The following is a 17,608-nucleotide window of genomic DNA, read 5'->3' on the forward strand; positions in this document are numbered from 1 at the left end:
TTCGACCGACCTTGTTTTTCAAAGAGAAAGGAAAAAGGGCCGCAGAGCGCATGCTGCGTGATCGGCGGCCCAAGTGGCCACCGGGTTCAAGCTTACCCGGTGGCTAGCACTGTGGAGGATCCTACTTGATGTATCCTGCCTTGGTCATTTCGCGCTCGGTAAGCTGCTGGGCGCTCTGCAGGGCCTGGTCGACACTGAGCTGGCCGGCGAGAGCCGCCGAGAACTGCTGGCCGACTGCGGTACCGATACCCTGGAATTCCGGGATCGCCACGAACTGGACGCCCGTATAGGGAACCGGCTTGACCGTCGGATGTTCAGGATCGGCCGCGTTGATCGACTCGAGGGTCATCTTGGCGAACGGTGCGGCTTCCTGGTACTTCGGATTGTCATAGAGAGACTTGCGGGTGCCCGGAGGGACGTTGGCCCAGCCTTCCTTTTCCGCGACCAGTTCGCTGTAGTGCTTGGAGGTAGCCCAGGCGACGAACTTTTCGGCGGCTTCGGCCTTCTTGGTGCCGGCGGGAATGCCGAGCGACCATGCCCAGAGCCAGTTGCCGCGCTTGCCGAGACCCTTGTCCGGAGCGAGCGCGAAGCCGACCTTGTCGGCCACCGTCGAGTCCTTCGGGTTGGTGACGAAGGAAGCGGCCACCGTCGCGTCGATCCACATGCCGCACTTGCCGGTCTGGAAGAGGGCGAGGTTTTCGTTGAAGCCGTTCGAGGATGCGCCGGGCGGTCCGGCGTCGTTCATCAGCTTGACGTAGAAGTCGAGTGTGTCCTTCCATTCCGGCTGGTCGAACTGGGGCTTCCAGTTCTCGTCGAACCAGCGGGCGCCGAAGGAGTTCGACATGGCCGTCAGGAACGCCATGTTTTCGCCCCAGCCGGCCTTGCCGCGCAGGCAGATGCCGTACACTTCATTGGCCTTGTCGGTCATCTTGCGGGCCGCATCGGCAACGAAGTCCCAGGTCGGGGCGTCGGGCATGGTGAGCCCGGCCTTTTCCATGAGGTCCTTGCGGTACATGACCATGGAGCTTTCGCCGTAGAACGGCGCGGCGTAGAGCTTGCCGTCAGCCGTCAGGCCGGAGCGAATGGCCGGAAGCAGGTCGTCGACGTCATAGTCGGCGCCAAGATTCTCAAGCGGCAGAAGCCAGCCCTGCTTGGCCCAGATCGGAACTTCGTAGGTGCCGATCGTCATGATGTCGTACTGGCCGCCCTTGGTGGCAACGTCGGTGGTGACCTTCTGGCGAAGAACGTTTTCTTCCAGCGTGACCCATTCGAGGTCGATGTCCGGATTGTCCTTCTTGAAGTCGTCCGTCAGCTTCTGCATCCGGATCATGTCGCCGTTGTTGACGGTCGCAATGGTGAGGGTTTCTGCGGATGCCATGCCGGCAAACGCAATTGCTGAGCAGCAGCCCAGCAAAATGGTCTTCAATGTCATATCTTCCTCCCAGAAGAGAAATGAGCATTCGCTTTGCTCGTGGGCAATTACTCATTAAAGCGCACGAAGAGTCAATCGACATTCTATGCTGCGTTGCCGAAAGGAACGGTTATCCTGATGAAATCACACTGAAAATTTTTTGCTCACTCTTTGAGCAAAAAATCAGCCGTCTCTTCGTCGGTGATGACGCCGTTGATCTGGCGGCCGAGCAGGGCGGCGCGAATCGCGGCGTTCTTGCGCTTGCCCTTGGCGACGCCGATGACAGTCGCGGTCTCTCTCGACGGGATCGGAAGACTGGCAACGCGATCGTTGATCGGGTGGTCGAGAAGCCGACCGTCCTGATCGAAGATCCAGCCGCAGATTTCGCCGGCGGCACCGGCCTCCTCGAGTTCCCGGATCTCCTCGCGCTTGAGGAACCCGTCGACGCAGAGCGGAGCCTCGGGGCCCATCTCGCCAATCCCGAGGAAACAGACGTCGGCCTTGGCGCCGAGCGCCATGGTGGTCTGGATCAGCGCCTGATCGTGCAGCAGATCGCGCTCTTCGCGGGAGTTGACGTGAACGGGCAGGGGCATGGGGAAATGCCGACCCTTGATCGCGTCGGCCATCGAGAAGATGACATTGTAATAGGCCGCCGAACCGTCCGGACCGACATTGCCGGTGATGGAGACGATGCGGTGGTCGGGGCATTCCATCGGCGGCAGCTGGTCGACGGCCGCCTTCAGGGTGCGGCCGGTGCCGACGGCCATGATCACCGGGGTCTCGCGCCGCAGCCAGCGTTCGATTTCTGCGGCCGCCGCCTCGGCGATACCGGTGATGGTGGAGGCGGAGCCCGGGTCGCTTGGCACGATCTCGCAATGGTTCAGGTCGAACTTCTTCTTCAGCGCAGCCGCGCGTTCCAAACAATCGGCGATCGGATGGTCGAGCCGCATCTTGACGAGCCGCTCGGAGACGGCGAGGGAAACGAGACGCTGGGCGGATTGCCGGGAAATGCCCATGATGGAGGCAATCTCGTCCTGGGTGCGGCCCGCGACGTAATAGAGCCAGCCCGCCCTTGCGGCATCGTCCAGTCGCCCCGATGCGCCCGTCCTTCTGGCCATGATGTCTCCTCGATGGATATCTGCTGCTTCGCGGCAATGTCTTGCAAATGGCGGCAAACGTCCAGCCCGGTTTTCCCCCGCATGGCACGTCCGGCGGCGAAGGGCGACGAAAACGCAATAAGTTTCAGGGGCGTCTACATTTTCCTTGATCTTGCCACGGTGGCCAATTAGCGATTTGCACTCGGCCACCATTTCAATCCCGCGCGGCCAGCCAACCGGTCTTCTCATGGATCTCTCATTTACACATCTCTTCGATGCCGCTGCCTTCGGAACCTTTCTGCAGGTGGTGATGATCGACCTCGTGCTGGCGGGCGACAATGCCGTTGTCGTCGGCATGGCGGCGGCGGGTCTCGAGAAGAGGGACCGCCGCAAGGCGATCGCGATCGGTATCCTGATCGCCACGGCGCTTCGTATCATCTTCGCGGTGGCGGCCACCTGGCTGCTCGCCATCATCGGCCTGTTGCTCGCCGGCGGCATCCTGCTTTTGTGGGTATGCTGGAAGATGTGGCGCGAGCTGCGTCTGGGCGCAGGCGAAGAGGAGCATGGTGACGGCCTGCCGTCCGGCGAAATTTCGCCGCGCCGCAAGACCTTCGCCCAGGCGACATGGCAGATCGTCGTCGCCGACGTCTCGATGTCGCTCGACAACGTGCTGGCCGTCGCCGGCGCGGCGCACGAGCATCCGACCGTCCTCGTCTTCGGCCTCGCGCTCTCCGTCGTCCTCATGGGGATCGCGGCTTCGCTGATCGCGGCCGTGCTCAACCGTCACCGCTGGATTGCCTATATCGGCCTCGCCATCATCCTGTTTGTTGCTGTCGAGATGATCTATCGCGGCGTCATCGACGTGGCGCAGGCCATGCCCATGTGACGACAGTGCGCCGTGTGACGGGCCTTTGGGCGGGCCAGCGGCGTTCCAGATCAGTACGATCGCCCGGCCGATCAGTTCAGGCCGGAGCCCGAATTCCATACAATTTTACGGAATTTCTTTGCGTTCTGTTCGTCGGGATAATTGGCAATTGTCATTTTATGAATTCGAAATGTCTAAAGTAGAATATACTTGAAGATGCTTACGTTTTGATATCGCAATCAAAAGGAGGTGCAGTCATGCGTAACATCCTCAGAGCAACACGACTTGCCATTCCGGTCGCGGCGTTTGCCGCATTGGCATCATCCACCGCTTCTGCCGCCGATCTCGGCGTCAGCGTTTCGCTGGGTCGTTCGACGTCAGCCAATGTCGGTGCGTCTATCGGCGGCGGTTCCGGCGTCAGTGCGAATGCCGATGCGAATGTCGGCGGCACCAGCGCCAATGTCGATGCCTCCGTTGGCGGCGGCAACGGGATCAACGCAAAGGCCGCTGTCCAGAGCGGCGGTCTTGGCCTTGATGCCGATGTCGGTATCGGTGGCGGATCGGGCGGAAATTCTGGCTCCGGCGCCGGTTCCTCCTCGGGCAACCAGGGCTACCGTGTGCTGATTTCGGACATGTCTTCCGGCCAGGCCGCCGTCTATCGCAAGCGGTGCGTCGGCATCCTTGCACAGCCCGCAGCCTACGACACGGACCTTGTCGGCCTCTGTCGCGCGTTGAAGTCCTTCAAGCGCTAGTCTGTCAGATGAGGCCCGGCATGTTCGGGTCCGAGACAGCCATGGACGAGGCGGCCTTCAACTGCTCCTGGAGGAGGGAGCGGAGCCGGCTCGCCAGCGGCGACAGGCGCCGTGTCTTCAAAGAGATAAGGTGATAGGGCGAGACGTGGATGTGAGGGAGCTTCAGCGTCGTCAAGCCTGATGTCGCGTGGTCGTTGCAGATCAGCTCACTCACTTCGCTCGCCATCGGCGCAATGGCGTTTGATGCCTGCATCACCGCGATCATGACCAGCAGTGACATCGTGTTGGTGACATTCGTCGGCGGCTGCGCACCAGCTGAGATGAAGGCTTCTTCCACCGCCTTGCGGATCGGCGTTCCGGCGCTCTGCATCACCCACTCAAAGCTCCCCAGCCGATCGTAGGTCAGGTGCTCCTCGAATTCGAGCGGATGCCCGCGTCGGACGACGAATTCGATGCGCTCGGCGCGGGCAGGCACGATGTTGAAGTCGCGGATGTCCGAGGTTGGCGGCACACGGCCGAGAATCAGGTCGAAGGTCCCTGACGTCAGGTCGCGGATCAACTGGTCGCTCGACGCCACCTCGACATGGATTTCGGCCTTTGGCGACAATTGCCGCAGCTTCTTGATGGCCGGCACGACATAGCCGACGGCGCCGCCCGTGACCGCGCCGACCCTGACCGTGCCGCCCACGCCGCGGCGGAAATCCTCCACCTCGGCCGAGGTTTCGCCGAGTTCCGTCAGCACGTTGTGGGCGCGGCGCGCCAGCAGTCTGCCGGCGTCGGTCGGGGTCATGCCTTTCGGATGGCGCTCGAACAGCGTCATGCCGACGATCTTCTCGATTTCCGACAGCATGCGCGAGGCGGCAGGCTGTGTCATGGCCAGCAATCTGGCCGCGTGGCTGATCTGGCCGGACTGGGCGACGGCCGCCACCAGCTGCAGGTGGACGAGTTTCAGGCGAAGGGTGGCTTTGGTGAACATGAAGCTTCAATATACCAATTCTGGCATGTTGTAAGCGGAAATAATTATTTGCTCGGTATGACGAGAGGCAATAGGGTCGCGGCCGGATCGCTGGGATCCTGATATAGAGCTCCGCGGACATGCTTGGCCCATTCATGGGTCGAATGGTCTGCGGTTGTTGTCTGGGAGGACATCAAATGAAAAAAATCGCAACTCTCGTTGCGTCGATTGCGCTCGGCGTGTCGATGTTTGCCGTTCCGTCGTTTGCGGGCGAGAAGGGCCTCGTCGGCATCGCAATGCCGACCAAGTCTTCGACCCGCTGGATTTCGGACGGCGAAAGCATGGTCAAGAGCTTCCAGGAGCTCGGCTATGACACCGACCTGCAGTTCGGCGAAGACGATATCCCGAACCAGCTCGCCCAGATCGAGAACATGGTCACCAAGGGCGCCAAGGTGCTCGTCATCGGCGCCATCGACGGCACGACGCTGTCTGACATTCTCGCTCAGGCACATGAGCAGGGCGTCAAGGTCTTCGCTTACGACCGTCTGATCCGCAACTCGCCGAACGTCGACTATTATGCGACCTTCGACAACTTCAAGGTCGGCGTTCTGCAGGCCGAATCGCTCGTCAAGGGCCTGAAGGAACGCTTCCCGGACACCAAGCCGTGGAACGTGGAACTGTTCGGCGGTTCGCCGGACGACAACAACGCCTTCTTCTTCTATGACGGCGCGATGAGCGTTCTGCAGCCGATGATCGACTCGGGCGACATCGTCGTTCCGTCGGGCCAGATGGGCATGGACGTCGTCGGTACGCTGCGTTGGGACGGTGCGGTCGCACAGGCTCGCATGGACAACCTGCTGTCGGCCAACTACACCGACAAGAAGGTTCACGCCGTCCTGTCGCCTTACGACGGTCTGTCGCGCGGCATCATCTCCTCGCTCAAGGGCATTGGCTATGATCCGGCCGGCAAGGACTTCCCGATCGTTTCCGGTCAGGACGCCGAGCTTGCTTCCGTCAAGGGCATGATCGCCGGCGAGCAGTACTCGACCGTCTTCAAGGACACCCGCGAGCTGGCTTCGACGACTGCAAAGATGGTTGACGCCGTCATGCAGGGCAAGGAGCCGGAAGTGAACGACACGAAGACCTACGACAACGGTGCAAAGGTCGTTCCGTCGAACCTGCTGACACCTTATGTCGTCTACAAGGACGACATCAGCAAGATCCTGGTCGGTTCCGGCTACTACACGCAGGACCAGATCGACAACTAAGTCGATTTTCGCATGGAGGGTCCGGTGTTGCCGGGCCCTCTTTCCATGACGTCGTTTGAAATGGCCTGCCTGCGCTTGACGCATGCATGGCCGGCCCGGTTCGCGAAGGACCGGCCGGACAAAAGGCTCCGGGGTTAGATACATGCAGCCCATCCTAGAAATGCGCAACATCACCAAGACGTTTCCCGGCGTGAAAGCGCTGACGGACGTCAACCTGACGGTGATGCCTGCCGAAATTCATGCCGTCGTCGGTGAAAACGGCGCGGGTAAATCGACGCTGATGAAGGTGCTCAGCGGCGTCTATCCGCACGGCGAGTACACTGGCGAAATCCGCTTCGAAGGCAAGCCGGTGGCGTTCTCCGGCATTCCCGACAGCGAAGACCTCGGTATCATCATCATTCACCAGGAACTGGCCCTCGTGCCGCTCCTGTCGATCGCCGAAAACCTGTTCCTCGGCCACGAGACCGCCAGGTTCGGCGTCATCAACTGGCTCGAAGCCTTCAAGCGGACCAAGGAGCTTCTCAAGAAGGTCGGTCTTAACGAGAACCCCGATACGCTGATCACCAATATCGGCACCGGCAAGCAGCAGCTTGTCGAGATCGCCAAGGCGCTCAACAAGAAGGTCAAGCTTCTGATCCTCGACGAACCGACGTCGAGCCTCAACGAGCGCGATTCCGACGCGCTGCTGGCGCTCCTGACCGAGTTCAAGTCGCAGGGCATTTCCTCGATCCTGATCACCCACAAGCTCAACGAGGTGACCAAGGTCGCCGATCGCATCACGGTCATCCGCGACGGATCTACCGTCGACATGATGGACTGTTCGGACGGCACGGTCGACGAGGACCGCATCATCAAGGCGATGGTCGGCCGCGAACTGACCGACCGCTATCCGCAGCGTCATGCCACGATCGGCGAGCCGCTGCTCGAGGTGAAGAACTGGACGGTCTTCCATCCGCAGCACGCGGAGCGGAAGGTCATCAAGGGCGTCGATCTCAACGTGCGCGCCGGCGAAGTGGTCGGTATCGCGGGCCTCATGGGGGCAGGGCGGACCGAATTCGCCATGTCGCTGTTCGGCCGCTCCTGGGGGCAGAAGATCTCGGGCGAGGTGTCGATCCACGGCAAGCCCGCCGATGTGTCCAGCATCCCGCGCGCCATGAAGGCCGGGCTCGCCTATGTGACCGAGGACCGCAAGACCTACGGGCTGGTGCTCATCGACCACATCAAGCACAACGTCACGCTGGCCAATCTGAAGGACGTCGCCAACCGCGGCGTCATCGACGACATGCGCGAGCTTCAGGTCGCCAACAGCTATCGCCGCGACCTGGCGATCCGCTCCTCGGGCGTCTACCAGAAGACAGTCAACCTGTCGGGCGGCAACCAGCAGAAGGTGGTGCTGTCCAAGTGGCTTTTCTCGGGCCCGGACGTGCTGATCCTGGACGAGCCGACCCGCGGTATCGACGTCGGTGCGAAATACGAAATCTATGGCATCATCAACAAGCTGGCCGAAGCCGGCAAGGCGGTGATCGTCATCTCGTCCGAAATGCCGGAACTGCTCGGCATGTCGGACCGGATCTATGTGATGAACGAAGGCCGCTTCGTCGGCGAAATGCCCGCTGCAGAAGCCTCGCAGGAGGCGATCATGCGCGCGATTATGAAATCATGGGAGAATTGAAATGACCGAGGCTGCCGAGACAACCCGGGAAAAGGTGGACCTTGCCCACTACATCAAGGCGAATATCCGCGACTACGCGCTGCTGATTTCGCTTCTGGTCATCATGGTGTTCTTCCAGTTCAACACCAACGGCACGCTGTTCATGCCGGTGAACATGACGAACATCATCCTGCAGAACAGCTATATCGTCATCATGGCGCTTGGCATGCTGCTGGTCATCGTCGCCGGACATATCGACCTTTCGGTCGGCTCCGTGTCGGGCTTCATCGGCGCGCTTGCCGCCGTTCTGATCGTGCAATGGAAGGTCGACGTGTTCGTCGCCGGTGCCATCTGTATCGCCGTCGGCGGCATGATCGGCGCCAGCCAGGGATACCTGACCGCCTATTTCCGCATCCCGGCCTTCATCGTGACGCTGGCGGGCATGCTGATCTACAAGGGCCTGGCGCTGGCCGTGCTCGGCGGCGCGTCCGTCGGTCCGTTCCCGAAGGAATTCCAGCTGCTGTCTTCGGGCTATGTGCCGGACATCTTCTCGCTCACCCTGTTCGGCCAGCCCTTCAACACGCTGGCTCTGCTGCTCGGCGCGATCGTGACGGCAGTTATTATCTGGTCGAACATGAAGGAGCGCAGCGCGCAGATGGCTCACGGCGTTGCTGAGGAGCCACGTGGCATCTTCATCGCCCGTAACATCCTGATCGCTGTCGGCTTCCTGGGCTTCACCTTCCTGATGGCGCGCTACAAGGGTCTCCCGAACGTGCTGATCGTGATGTTCGCGCTGATCGCTCTCTTCACCTTCATCACCACGCGCACCACCTTCGGCCGCCGCATCTACGCGATGGGCGGCAACGAAAAGGCGGCGAAGCTTTCGGGCATCAACACCGAACGCCTGACGCTTCTGACGTTCACGATCATGGGTGCGCTCGCCGCACTCGCCGGCCTGATCTTCGCGGCACGCCTGAACGTGGCGACGCCGAAGGCCGGTCTCGGCTTCGAACTGGACGTGATCGCGGCCTGCTTCATCGGCGGCGCGGCGACGACCGGCGGCGTCGGCAAGGTCGTGGGTGCCGTCATCGGTGCCTTCATCATGGGCGTCATGAACAACGGCATGTCGATCATGGGCATCGGCATCGACTGGCAGCAGGTCATCAAGGGTGCCGTGCTGCTGCTCGCCGTGGTCTTCGACGTCTACAACAAGAACAAAGCTAGCTAGGGTTAGGAACCGAACCATGCATCTGTCGCAACTGAAATCCGGCGGCGTTGTCTGCCGCCGGGGCGAGGATTCTCGTATCGTGAACGGGGCCAAGAGCGTCTATCATCTTGCCCAGGCCGCCATCGCTTCCGGCAAGACCCTTGCCGGTCTGGTCGACCAGTATGGGCTCGGCGACAGTGTCGACCTGATGCAGCTGGCCGATCAGGGCGCACTCGACTGCCCGGTCCGTCATCCGGATCCGGCGCACATGTTCCTGACCGGCACCGGCCTGACCCATACGGGGTCCGCGTCTGCCCGCGACGCCATGCATGCCGATACGGCCGGTATGAGCGACTCGATGAAGATGTTCCGCATGGGCATCGAGGGCGGCAAGCCGAAGGCGGGTGAGGAAGGCGTTCAGCCGGAGTGGTTCTACAAGGGCACCGGCGTCAACGCCGTCGGCCCGGGCGAGCCGCTCGTCTCGCCGTCGTTTGCGCTCGACGGCGGCGAAGAGCCGGAAATCGCAGGCTTCTACGTCATCGGCGAGGACGGCACGCCGTTCCGCCTTGGCTTCACGATCTCGAACGAGTTTTCCGATCATGTGACCGAGCGGATCAACTATCTGTTCCTCGCGCACTCCAAGCTGCGTCCGGCCTCCTTCGGTCCGGAACTGCTCGTCGGTCCGCTTCCGGACGATATCCGCGGCTTCTCGCGCATCCGCCGCAACGGCGAGATCATCTGGGAAAAGCCGTTCCTGTCCGGCGAGGCGAACATGTCCCACACGATCGCCAACCTGGAGCATCATCACTTCAAATACGGCCTGTTCCGCCAGCCGGGCGACCTGCATGTGCACATGTTCGGCACGGCGACGCTGTCCTTTGCCGACGGCATCCGGACGGAAGCCGGCGACGTCTTCGAAATCGGCGCTCCCGATTTCGGCCTGACCCTGAAAAACCCGCTTGCCGGCAGCGAAAAGCTGTCGACAGCCGTCACTGCTCTTTGAGGAGAACGACAATGGCTGCTTTCAAACCTGCCCAATGGCCCCGCAAGCTTCGATCCCAGGAATGGTTCGGCGGTTCGGGCCGCGACCAGATCTATCACCGCGGCTGGATGAAGAACCAGGGCCTGCCGCACCATCTGTTCGACGGACGTCCGGTCATCGGCATCCTGAACACGTGGTCTGAACTGACCCCCTGCAACGCGCATCTTCGCGATCTCGCCGAGCGGGTGAAGCACGGCGTTTACGAAGCCGGCGGCTTCCCGGTCGAAGTGCCGGTGTTCTCGGCCTCCGAGAGCGCCTTCCGACCGACCGCGATGATGTTCCGCAACCTTGCCGCGCTCGCGGTCGAGGAGGCGATCCGCGGGCAACCGATGGACGGCGTCGTGCTGCTGGTCGGCTGCGACAAGACCACCCCGTCGCTGTTGATGGGGGCTGCGAGCTGCGACCTGCCGGCGATCATGGTGTCCGGCGGTCCGATGCTGAACGGCTATTTCCGTGGCGAGCGCGTCGGCTCCGGCACGCATCTGTGGAAATTCTCCGAAGCCGTGAAGGCGGGCGAGATGACCGCTGCCGAATTCGCCGAGGCCGAAGCCTCGATGTCGCGTTCGCCGGGCTCGTGCAACACGATGGGCACCGCCTCGACGATGGCCTCGATGATGGAATCGCTCGGCATGGCATTGTCCGGCAATGCAGCGATCCCGGCCGTCGACAGCCGCCGTCGCGTGATGGCCTTCATGACCGGCCGCCGGATCGTGCAGATGGTCAAGGACGACCTGAAGCCATCCGACATCCTGAAGAAGGAAAACTTCGAGAACGCCATCCGCACCAACGGTGCGATCGGCGGCTCCACCAATGCGGTGATCCACCTGCTGGCGATCGCCGGCCGTGTCGGCATCGACCTGACGCTGGACGACTGGGACCGTTGCGGCAAGGACGTCTCGACGATCGTCAACCTGATGCCGTCCGGCAAGTACCTGATGGAAGAGTTCTTCTATGCGGGCGGCCTGCCGGTGGTCATCAAGCGCCTTGGTGAGGCCGGCCTCCTGCACAAGGATGCGCTGACCGTTTCCGGCGGTGCGATCTGGGACGAGGTCAAGGACGTCGTCAACTACAATGAAGACGTCATCCTGCCGGCCGACAAGCCGCTGACAGCTCACGGCGGCATCGCCGTCCTGCGCGGCAATCTCGCTCCCAACGGAGCGGTGCTGAAGCCGTCTGCCGCTTCGCCGCATCTCCTGAAGCACCGCGGCCGCGCCGTGGTCTTCGAAGACATCGACGACTACAAGCGCAAGATCAACGACGAAGCGCTCGACATCGACGAGACCTGCGTGATGGTTCTGAAGAACTGTGGCCCGAAGGGTTATCCGGGCATGGCAGAGGTCGGCAACATGGGTCTGCCGCCGAAGGTTCTGAAGAAGGGCATTACCGACATGGTCCGCATTTCGGATGCGCGCATGTCCGGCACCGCCTACGGTACCGTCGTCCTGCACACCTCGCCGGAAGCCGCCGCCGGCGGTCCGCTGGCCGTCGTTCGTGACGGCGACATGATCGAGCTCGACGTCGAAGGCCGCCGCCTGCACCTCGATATCTCCGAGGAAGAACTGGCAGCCCGTCTCGCCGACTGGCGCCCGACCGTCGACATGCCGGCTTCGGGCTATGCTTGGCTGCACCACAACCACGTGCAGGGTGCCGATACCGGGGCCGACCTCGACTTCCTCAAGGGATGCCGCGGCGCGCCGGTCGGTAAGGACTCGCACTAAGGGAAGACGCAAGACAATGAGCAAGACACCGATTGCGGTCGTCGGCATCGGCAAGATCGCCCGCGACCAGCATCTGCCCTCGATCTCCCGCTCGCCATCCTTCAAGATGGCGGCGGCGGTCAGCCGCAATGCGAGCGTCGACGGCGTGCCGAATTACGCCTCGCTGGAGGCTTACCTGCCGGAAAGCGGCGACATTCCGGCGATCGCCTTCTGCACGCCGCCGAGCGGCCGCTACGACATGGCGTCGGCGGCGATCGCGGCCGGCAAGCACGTGCTGATCGAGAAGCCGCCGGGCGCCACGCTCGGCGAGGTCGAGGCGCTGGCGGCACAGGCTGCCGCCAAGGGCGTCGTCCTGTTTGCCACCTGGCATTCCCGCTACGCCGCGGCCGTCGCGCCGGCCAAGGCATGGCTTAAGGGCAAGACCATCAAGCGGGCGGAAATCATCTGGAAGGAAGATGTCCGCCGCTGGCATCCGGGCCAGGCCTGGATCTGGGAGCCGGGCGGTTTCGGCGTCTTCGATCCGGGCATCAACGCGCTGTCGATCCTGACCGAGATCATGCCGGACGAGGTCTATGTCACCGACGCGTCGCTCGACGTGCCGGAGAACTGCCAGACGCCGATCGCCGCCACCGTCAGCATGCGCGGCGAGGCCGGTTATCCGATCAACATGGAACTGGACTGGCTGCAGACCGGGCCGCAGACCTGGGACATCACCGTCGAGACGGGAAGCGGCACGCTGAAGCTTTCGATGGGCGGCAGCGTGATGTCGGTCGACGGCAAGCCGGTCTCGGAAGCGCCGGACACCGAATATGACGCAATCTATCGTCGGTTCGCGGAGTTGATCGAGCGTGGCGAAAGCGATGTGGACGTCCGTCCGCAGCGTCTCGTCGGCGACTGCTTCTTCCTCGGCAAGCGCAACCTCGTCGAGGCGTTTCACGATTGAGGACGACACTGCCCGGTTGCCAACGGGCAGTGCCGGAATAGGATAAAGATATCTGGACGCGAATCGTGTGGCGGGATTCGCGTCTTTTCGACTTGAGACGGTGGGGCGTTTCCAAAGAAGACATGCCCGCTCCTGACGAAAGGGTGTTGATGTATCGGAGGCAGCTAGCCCGGCCCTCTGCGGTTCTCGCCATGATCACGACCCTGCTCGGCGCGGTCGTCATGGCCGGCTGGCTGATGCAGGACGCGGGGCTGGTGACGGTCTATCCCGGACTGCCCTCGATGGGCTTCAACACGGCGCTCTGTTTCATTCTTTTCGGTTTTGCGCTGGTGATGGCCACATTCGAGGCCAACAGGTCGCGCAGCGTCGTGCTTGTCCCGGCGGTGCTGGTGGTGGTGATATCGGGCCTTCGCTTGTCAGAGTTGGTGACCGGCCTGCCAAGCGGGTGGGGACAGCTGCTGGTCTCCCTGTTCGTCCCGCGTGCGTTCATCGATCTGATCGGCGGTGGGATGGGGCCGAATACCTCGCTGTCCTTCCTCATAGGGGGCTGCGCGCTGATCTTCGACGGAATGCCGGTCAGCAACCGTTACCGCCATGTCGTGCTGGAATTTTCCGGCCTCGCCATGCTGGCGCTGGGCTTCGTTTCTTTGTCCGGGTATGTGGCGGCGCTGGAAGCCGCCTACAGCTGGACCCCGCTTGCCGGCATGGCGCTCCATACCTCCCTCGGAATGGTCATTGCCGGCGCCAGCATCGTGCTGCGCGACCAGAGAATGGGCCTGTTCGAATCTGATCGGGTGCCGTTGTGGGTGCCCGGGTTCCTCTGCATCTTCGCGCTGCTTTTCGACCTTTACACGCCGCTCGGCGTCGCCGCCGGCATTCTCTACGTTCCGCTGGTCGCCTGCGCGTTCTGGTTCAGCGACCGCGCCGCGCCGTTTTTCTTCGCGGTCGTGTGCACGTTGCTGATCGGCATCGGCTACTTCGCGTCAGTTGACGAGGGCGTGGCGTTCTGGAAGGTGATGACCAACCGCGCTCTGTCGGTCGGCACGATCTGGATTGTCGCGTTCCTCGTCTACTGGTTCCGGCAAACCTCCCTGAAGCTCATCGAGGAACAGGTGCGCTTCGGCGCGCTGGTGCGCTCGACGCCCGATGGCGTCATCAGCATTGACGAGCGCGGCACCGTCCGCAGTTTCAATCCCGCGGCGGAGGCGATGTTCGGCTTCAAGGCGAGCCATGTGATCGGGCGCAACATAAAGATGCTGATGCCGGAGCCCTACCACAGCGAGCACGACGGCTATCTCAGCCGCCACCGGAGGACCGGCGAGCGGCGGATCATCGGCACGAACCGGGAAGTCTCGGGCCTGCGCAGCGACGGCAGTTCCTTCCCGCTCGACCTGTCGGTCAGCGCGGTGGAAACGGGCGCTGAGAAGACCTTCGTCGGCATCGTGCGCGACATCACCGAGCGCAGGCGGCAGGAAAACGAACTGCGCACCGCGCTCGCCAATCTGAATGAACGCGAGCAGCGTCTGAGCGCGGTTCTGCGCACCGCCGTCGACGGCATCATCGCCATCGACGAAAACTACATCGTCCGGCATTTCAATCCGGCGGCCGAACGCATCTTCGGATATCGCGCCGATGAGGTGCTCGGCAGGAACGTCAACCTGCTGATGCCGGAGCCCTATCATTCCGCCCATGACGGCTACGTTTCCGCCTACATGCAGACGGGCGAGAAGAAGATCATCGGGGTCGGCCGCGAGGTGCAGGGCAAGCGCAAGGATGGCAGCGTCTTCCCGCTCGATCTCGCGGTCAGCGAAGTGCCGGTCGGCGACGGGCACCGGGCGTTCGTCGGCATGGTGCGCGACATTTCCGACCGCAAGCACCAGGAGCAGCAGCTGAAGAGCACGCTCGGCCAGCTCGAAGTCTATGCCGCCGATCTCGAGCGCTCCAACCAGGAGCTCGACGACTTCGCCTACATCGCTTCTCATGACCTGAAGGAACCCTTGCGGGGCCTGCACAATCATTCGCGCTTCCTGCAGGAGGATTACGAGGAACTTCTCGACGAGGACGGCAAGCGGCGCATCAAACGGTTGATTTTCCTGTCCCAGCGGATGGAGCGGCTGGTCAACGATCTTCTCTACTTCTCGCGGATCGGCCGGCAGGAGCTTGCGGTGCAGCCCACCGACATGGGCGCGCTCGTGCAGGATGTCGTGACAACACTGGAGGATTTCCTGCAGGAGCGCGGCGTCACGGTCGAGATTTCCGCCGATCTTCCCGTCTACACCTGCGATTCCGTGCGCGTCGCCGAGGCTTTCCGCAACCTGATCACCAATGCGGCCAAATACAACGACAAGCAGGACAAGCGGGTGGAAGTCGGTTTCCTGCCGCGCTACAACGATGCTTCGGGCCGAAGCGCGAAGGCGGTCTTCTACGTCCGCGACAACGGCAAGGGTATCGCGCGGGAGTTTTTCTCCGACGTCTTCCGTATATTCAAGCGGCTCGAAAAGCGTGACGATGGCGACGAGGGCACGGGCTCCGGTCTGACCTTCGTGAAGAAGATCGTCGGTCGTCACCATGGCGACATCTGGCTGACCTCGGAGGTCGGGGTCGGTACGACATTCTATTTTACACTAGGGAGTGATGCGCATGAACAAGCTGCAGCATGACGTTCAGCCGATCCTGATGGTCGAGGACAGCGAAGACGACTTCGAGGCGACCATGCGCGCCTTCCGCAGGGCCAACCTCCGCAATCCCATCATGCGGGCGGCGTCCGGCGACGAGGCGATCGATCTTCTGGACAAGGCGAAGCAGAAGCCGGGGCTCATCCTGCTCGATCTCAACATGCCGGGCATGGATGGCCGGCAGTTGCTCACGCACTTGAAGCAGCGCGAGGACACCCGCAAGACGCCGGTGGTGATCCTGACCACGTCCGACGACGAGCGGGATGTGGATGCCTGCTATCAGCTCGGCGCCAACACATACATCCAGAAGCCTGTAAACCTCGACGGACTATTTGCCGCCGTCCAGCGGCTGAAGGAGTACTGGTTCGAGATCGCGATCCTGCCGAGGGAGGACTAGGTGCCCGAGAAAAGCACGATCCTCATCGTCGATGACAGCTACGACGACCGGGACATGTACAAGCGCTTCATCCGCAGGGGCATCGGCCCCGGTGCGGTGGTGCTGGAAGCGGGCAATGGCGAGGAGGCCATGCGCCTGCGGGCCGAGAAGAAGCCGTCCTGCATCCTGCTCGACTATTCGCTGCCGGGCCGCAATGGCCTCGCGGTGCTGCAGGATATCCTGAAGGCCGACCCGCATGCGGCGGTGATCATGCTGACGGGGCAGGGCAACGAGGCCGTGGCCGTCGAAGTCATGAAGGCGGGCGCGAAGGATTACCTCATAAAGGATTCCGTGACGGCGGATTCGCTGCAGCGCTGCATTTCAAGCGCGCTCGACCGGGCGCGGCTCGAAAGCCTTGTCGAACAGAAGCGCCAGTCGCTGGAAATCTTTACCCGCGCCATGGCGCACGACCTGAAGGAGCCGGTACGCGTCATCCGCTCGTTTGCGGGCATCGTCGCCGAATCCCCCGACCTGCCGGAGCAGGAGCGCGACATGATGAATTTCATCATCAAGGCCGGCGAGAACATGGAAAACCTGATCCAGAGCGTGTCGCGCTACACCCAGCTCGACGCCTATGAGCACCGGGACATGAAGATGGTCTCGGTGCAGGAAGTGATCGTGCGCGCCGAGGCGAGCCTCAGCCAGCAGATCCAGTTCTCCAATGCGGTTGTCGAAACCGGCGAGCTGTCCCGCGTCTACGGCGACCAGACATTGCTGGTGCAACTGCTGCAGAACCTCATTCAGAATGCGATCCGCTACAGCGACAAGCCCGAGCCGCATATCCGCATCTGGACGGAGGCGACGGAGACGCACAATCTCATTCACGTCAGCGACAACGGACCGGGCATTGCCCCTGAGTTTCACGCACGGATTTTCGAGCCGTTCAAGCGTCTGGTCGGGCGCGATGTCGAAGGCAGCGGCCTGGGCCTCGCCTTCTGCAAGCGGATTGCCGAAATCCACGACGGTACCATCAGTTGCACCTCTGCTCCGGGGCAGGGAACCACCTTTACCATCGCCCTGCCGAATCCAGACCCGGCGGTGCTCGCCGGAGCCCCCTTGATGCGAAGGCCGCTGGCGTCTCTTCCAGCCGCCGGCTCGGATCCGGATGTCCTGCGTCTCGCCAACGTCCTTCTGGTCGAGGACAACCCGGTCGACGTGACGCTGACCAAGATCAAGCTGATGAAGCGCGAGCAGGTGCATTTCAACCTGCATGTCGCGTCCAACGGTCGGGAGGCGATCACGCTTCTTGAAAAGCTGCTGACCGAGCACGAGGTGCCGCCCATGGATCTGGTCTTGCTCGACATCAACATGCCGATCATGGACGGGTTCCAGGTGCTGGAAGTGCTGGGCAGCAATGAAAGACTGAGGCCCATTCCGGTTTGCATGCTCAGCACATCGAGCGACGAGCGCGATATGATGCGGGCCAAGGAGCGTGGCGCGCAGGGCTACATGATCAAGCCGGCGACGATATCGCAGCTGCAGCAGGCGGTTCGCAACATTTCCACCCTCAAACTGGTGACGCGAGACAACGGCATCCATCTTTGCGCGTGAGCGCGATCCGACCGGCCGGTTCATTCTGTCGGCCGGC

At 62.3% G+C, this 17,608-nt stretch carries 14 protein-coding genes; 11 read left to right on the plus strand and 3 right to left on the minus strand.

All coding sequences use genetic code 11. The features are described from left to right. Positions 1–121: 121 nt before the first annotated feature. Both ACU5AZ_RS16135 and ACU5AZ_RS16140 read right to left on the minus strand, forming a co-directional pair. Positions 122–1,432: an ABC transporter substrate-binding protein gene (locus ACU5AZ_RS16135; RefSeq protein WP_446823357.1), complete on the minus strand. Its 1,311-nt coding sequence runs from the start codon at positions 1,430–1,432 to the stop codon at positions 122–124. 143 nt (positions 1,433–1,575) lie between these two features. Next, positions 1,576–2,529, minus strand: coding sequence for a sugar-binding transcriptional regulator (locus ACU5AZ_RS16140; protein WP_446823358.1), 954 nt, complete (start codon positions 2,527–2,529; stop codon positions 1,576–1,578). A 226-nt stretch (positions 2,530–2,755) separates the two neighbouring features. Between ACU5AZ_RS16140 and ACU5AZ_RS16145 the strand changes: the two genes are divergently transcribed. Both ACU5AZ_RS16145 and ACU5AZ_RS16150 read left to right on the plus strand, forming a co-directional pair. Continuing rightward, positions 2,756–3,394 (plus strand): TerC family protein, encoded by a 639-nt coding sequence (locus tag ACU5AZ_RS16145; protein WP_446823359.1) that lies wholly within the window; start codon positions 2,756–2,758, stop codon positions 3,392–3,394. A gap of 236 nt (positions 3,395–3,630) precedes the next feature. After that, on the plus strand, positions 3,631–4,125 hold the full coding sequence (locus ACU5AZ_RS16150) for a hypothetical protein (RefSeq protein WP_446823360.1): 495 nt from the start codon (positions 3,631–3,633) through the stop codon (positions 4,123–4,125). Between the two features lie 4 nt (positions 4,126–4,129). Here ACU5AZ_RS16150 and ACU5AZ_RS16155 read toward each other — a convergent pair whose 3' ends face one another. Beyond that, on the minus strand, positions 4,130–5,101 hold the full coding sequence (locus ACU5AZ_RS16155) for a LysR family transcriptional regulator (protein ID WP_446823361.1): 972 nt from the start codon (positions 5,099–5,101) through the stop codon (positions 4,130–4,132). 176 nt (positions 5,102–5,277) lie between these two features. Between ACU5AZ_RS16155 and chvE the strand changes: the two genes are divergently transcribed. From chvE to ACU5AZ_RS16200, 9 genes are all read left to right on the plus strand, one after another. Continuing rightward, on the plus strand, positions 5,278–6,348 hold the full coding sequence (gene chvE / locus ACU5AZ_RS16160; protein WP_446823362.1) for a multiple monosaccharide ABC transporter substrate-binding protein: 1,071 nt from the start codon (positions 5,278–5,280) through the stop codon (positions 6,346–6,348). Between the two features lie 82 nt (positions 6,349–6,430). Beyond that, positions 6,431–8,020 (plus strand): multiple monosaccharide ABC transporter ATP-binding protein, encoded by a 1,590-nt coding sequence (mmsA, locus tag ACU5AZ_RS16165; RefSeq protein WP_446823363.1) that lies wholly within the window; start codon positions 6,431–6,433, stop codon positions 8,018–8,020. A 1-nt stretch (position 8,021) separates the two neighbouring features. Beyond that, positions 8,022–9,227 carry a multiple monosaccharide ABC transporter permease gene (mmsB, locus tag ACU5AZ_RS16170; RefSeq protein WP_446823364.1) on the plus strand — a complete coding sequence of 402 codons (1,206 nt, stop codon included), beginning with the start codon at positions 8,022–8,024 and terminating at the stop codon, positions 9,225–9,227. Positions 9,228–9,243: 16 nt separating this feature from the next. Beyond that, on the plus strand, positions 9,244–10,209 hold the full coding sequence (araD1, locus tag ACU5AZ_RS16175; RefSeq protein ID WP_446823365.1) for an AraD1 family protein: 966 nt from the start codon (positions 9,244–9,246) through the stop codon (positions 10,207–10,209). An 11-nt stretch (positions 10,210–10,220) separates the two neighbouring features. Further along, complete coding sequence (gene araD, locus ACU5AZ_RS16180; RefSeq protein WP_446823366.1) at positions 10,221–11,966, plus strand: L-arabinonate dehydratase; 1,746 nt, start codon at positions 10,221–10,223, stop codon at positions 11,964–11,966. 16 nt (positions 11,967–11,982) lie between these two features. Continuing rightward, positions 11,983–12,909, plus strand: a complete 927-nt coding sequence (locus ACU5AZ_RS16185) for a Gfo/Idh/MocA family protein (protein WP_446823367.1) — start codon at positions 11,983–11,985, stop codon at positions 12,907–12,909. Positions 12,910–13,100: 191 nt separating this feature from the next. Continuing rightward, a complete protein-coding gene (locus ACU5AZ_RS16190) occupies positions 13,101–15,569 on the plus strand; it encodes a PAS domain S-box protein (RefSeq protein ID WP_446823368.1) in 2,469 nt (822 codons plus the stop codon). Continuing rightward, positions 15,550–15,981, plus strand: coding sequence for a response regulator (locus ACU5AZ_RS16195; protein WP_446823369.1), 432 nt, complete (start codon positions 15,550–15,552; stop codon positions 15,979–15,981). The genes ACU5AZ_RS16190 and ACU5AZ_RS16195 overlap by 20 nt, the downstream gene beginning before the upstream one ends. Next, entirely contained in the window at positions 15,982–17,571 is a 1,590-nt protein-coding gene (locus ACU5AZ_RS16200; RefSeq protein ID WP_446823370.1) for a response regulator, read from the plus strand. The last annotated feature ends 37 nt before the right edge of the window (positions 17,572–17,608 follow it).

The organism is Rhizobium sp. PAMB 3182 (assembly GCF_052908355.1).

Coding starts and splice junctions, on each gene's coding strand:
- ACU5AZ_RS16190 (WP_446823368.1), top strand. CDS start 13,101: ATGATCACGACCCTGCTCGGCGCGGTCGTCATGGCCGGCTGGCTGATG.
- ACU5AZ_RS16185 (WP_446823367.1), top strand. CDS start 11,983: ATGAGCAAGACACCGATTGCGGTCGTCGGCATCGGCAAGATCGCCCGC.
- ACU5AZ_RS16195 (WP_446823369.1), top strand. CDS start 15,550: ATGAACAAGCTGCAGCATGACGTTCAGCCGATCCTGATGGTCGAGGAC.
- ACU5AZ_RS16135 (WP_446823357.1), bottom strand. CDS start 1,432: ATGACATTGAAGACCATTTTGCTGGGCTGCTGCTCAGCAATTGCGTTT.
- ACU5AZ_RS16145 (WP_446823359.1), top strand. CDS start 2,756: ATGGATCTCTCATTTACACATCTCTTCGATGCCGCTGCCTTCGGAACC.
- ACU5AZ_RS16140 (WP_446823358.1), bottom strand. CDS start 2,529: ATGGCCAGAAGGACGGGCGCATCGGGGCGACTGGACGATGCCGCAAGG.
- ACU5AZ_RS16150 (WP_446823360.1), top strand. CDS start 3,631: ATGCGTAACATCCTCAGAGCAACACGACTTGCCATTCCGGTCGCGGCG.
- mmsB (WP_446823364.1), top strand. CDS start 8,022: ATGACCGAGGCTGCCGAGACAACCCGGGAAAAGGTGGACCTTGCCCAC.
- mmsA (WP_446823363.1), top strand. CDS start 6,431: ATGCATGGCCGGCCCGGTTCGCGAAGGACCGGCCGGACAAAAGGCTCC.
- araD (WP_446823366.1), top strand. CDS start 10,221: ATGGCTGCTTTCAAACCTGCCCAATGGCCCCGCAAGCTTCGATCCCAG.
- ACU5AZ_RS16155 (WP_446823361.1), bottom strand. CDS start 5,101: ATGTTCACCAAAGCCACCCTTCGCCTGAAACTCGTCCACCTGCAGCTG.
- araD1 (WP_446823365.1), top strand. CDS start 9,244: ATGCATCTGTCGCAACTGAAATCCGGCGGCGTTGTCTGCCGCCGGGGC.
- chvE (WP_446823362.1), top strand. CDS start 5,278: ATGAAAAAAATCGCAACTCTCGTTGCGTCGATTGCGCTCGGCGTGTCG.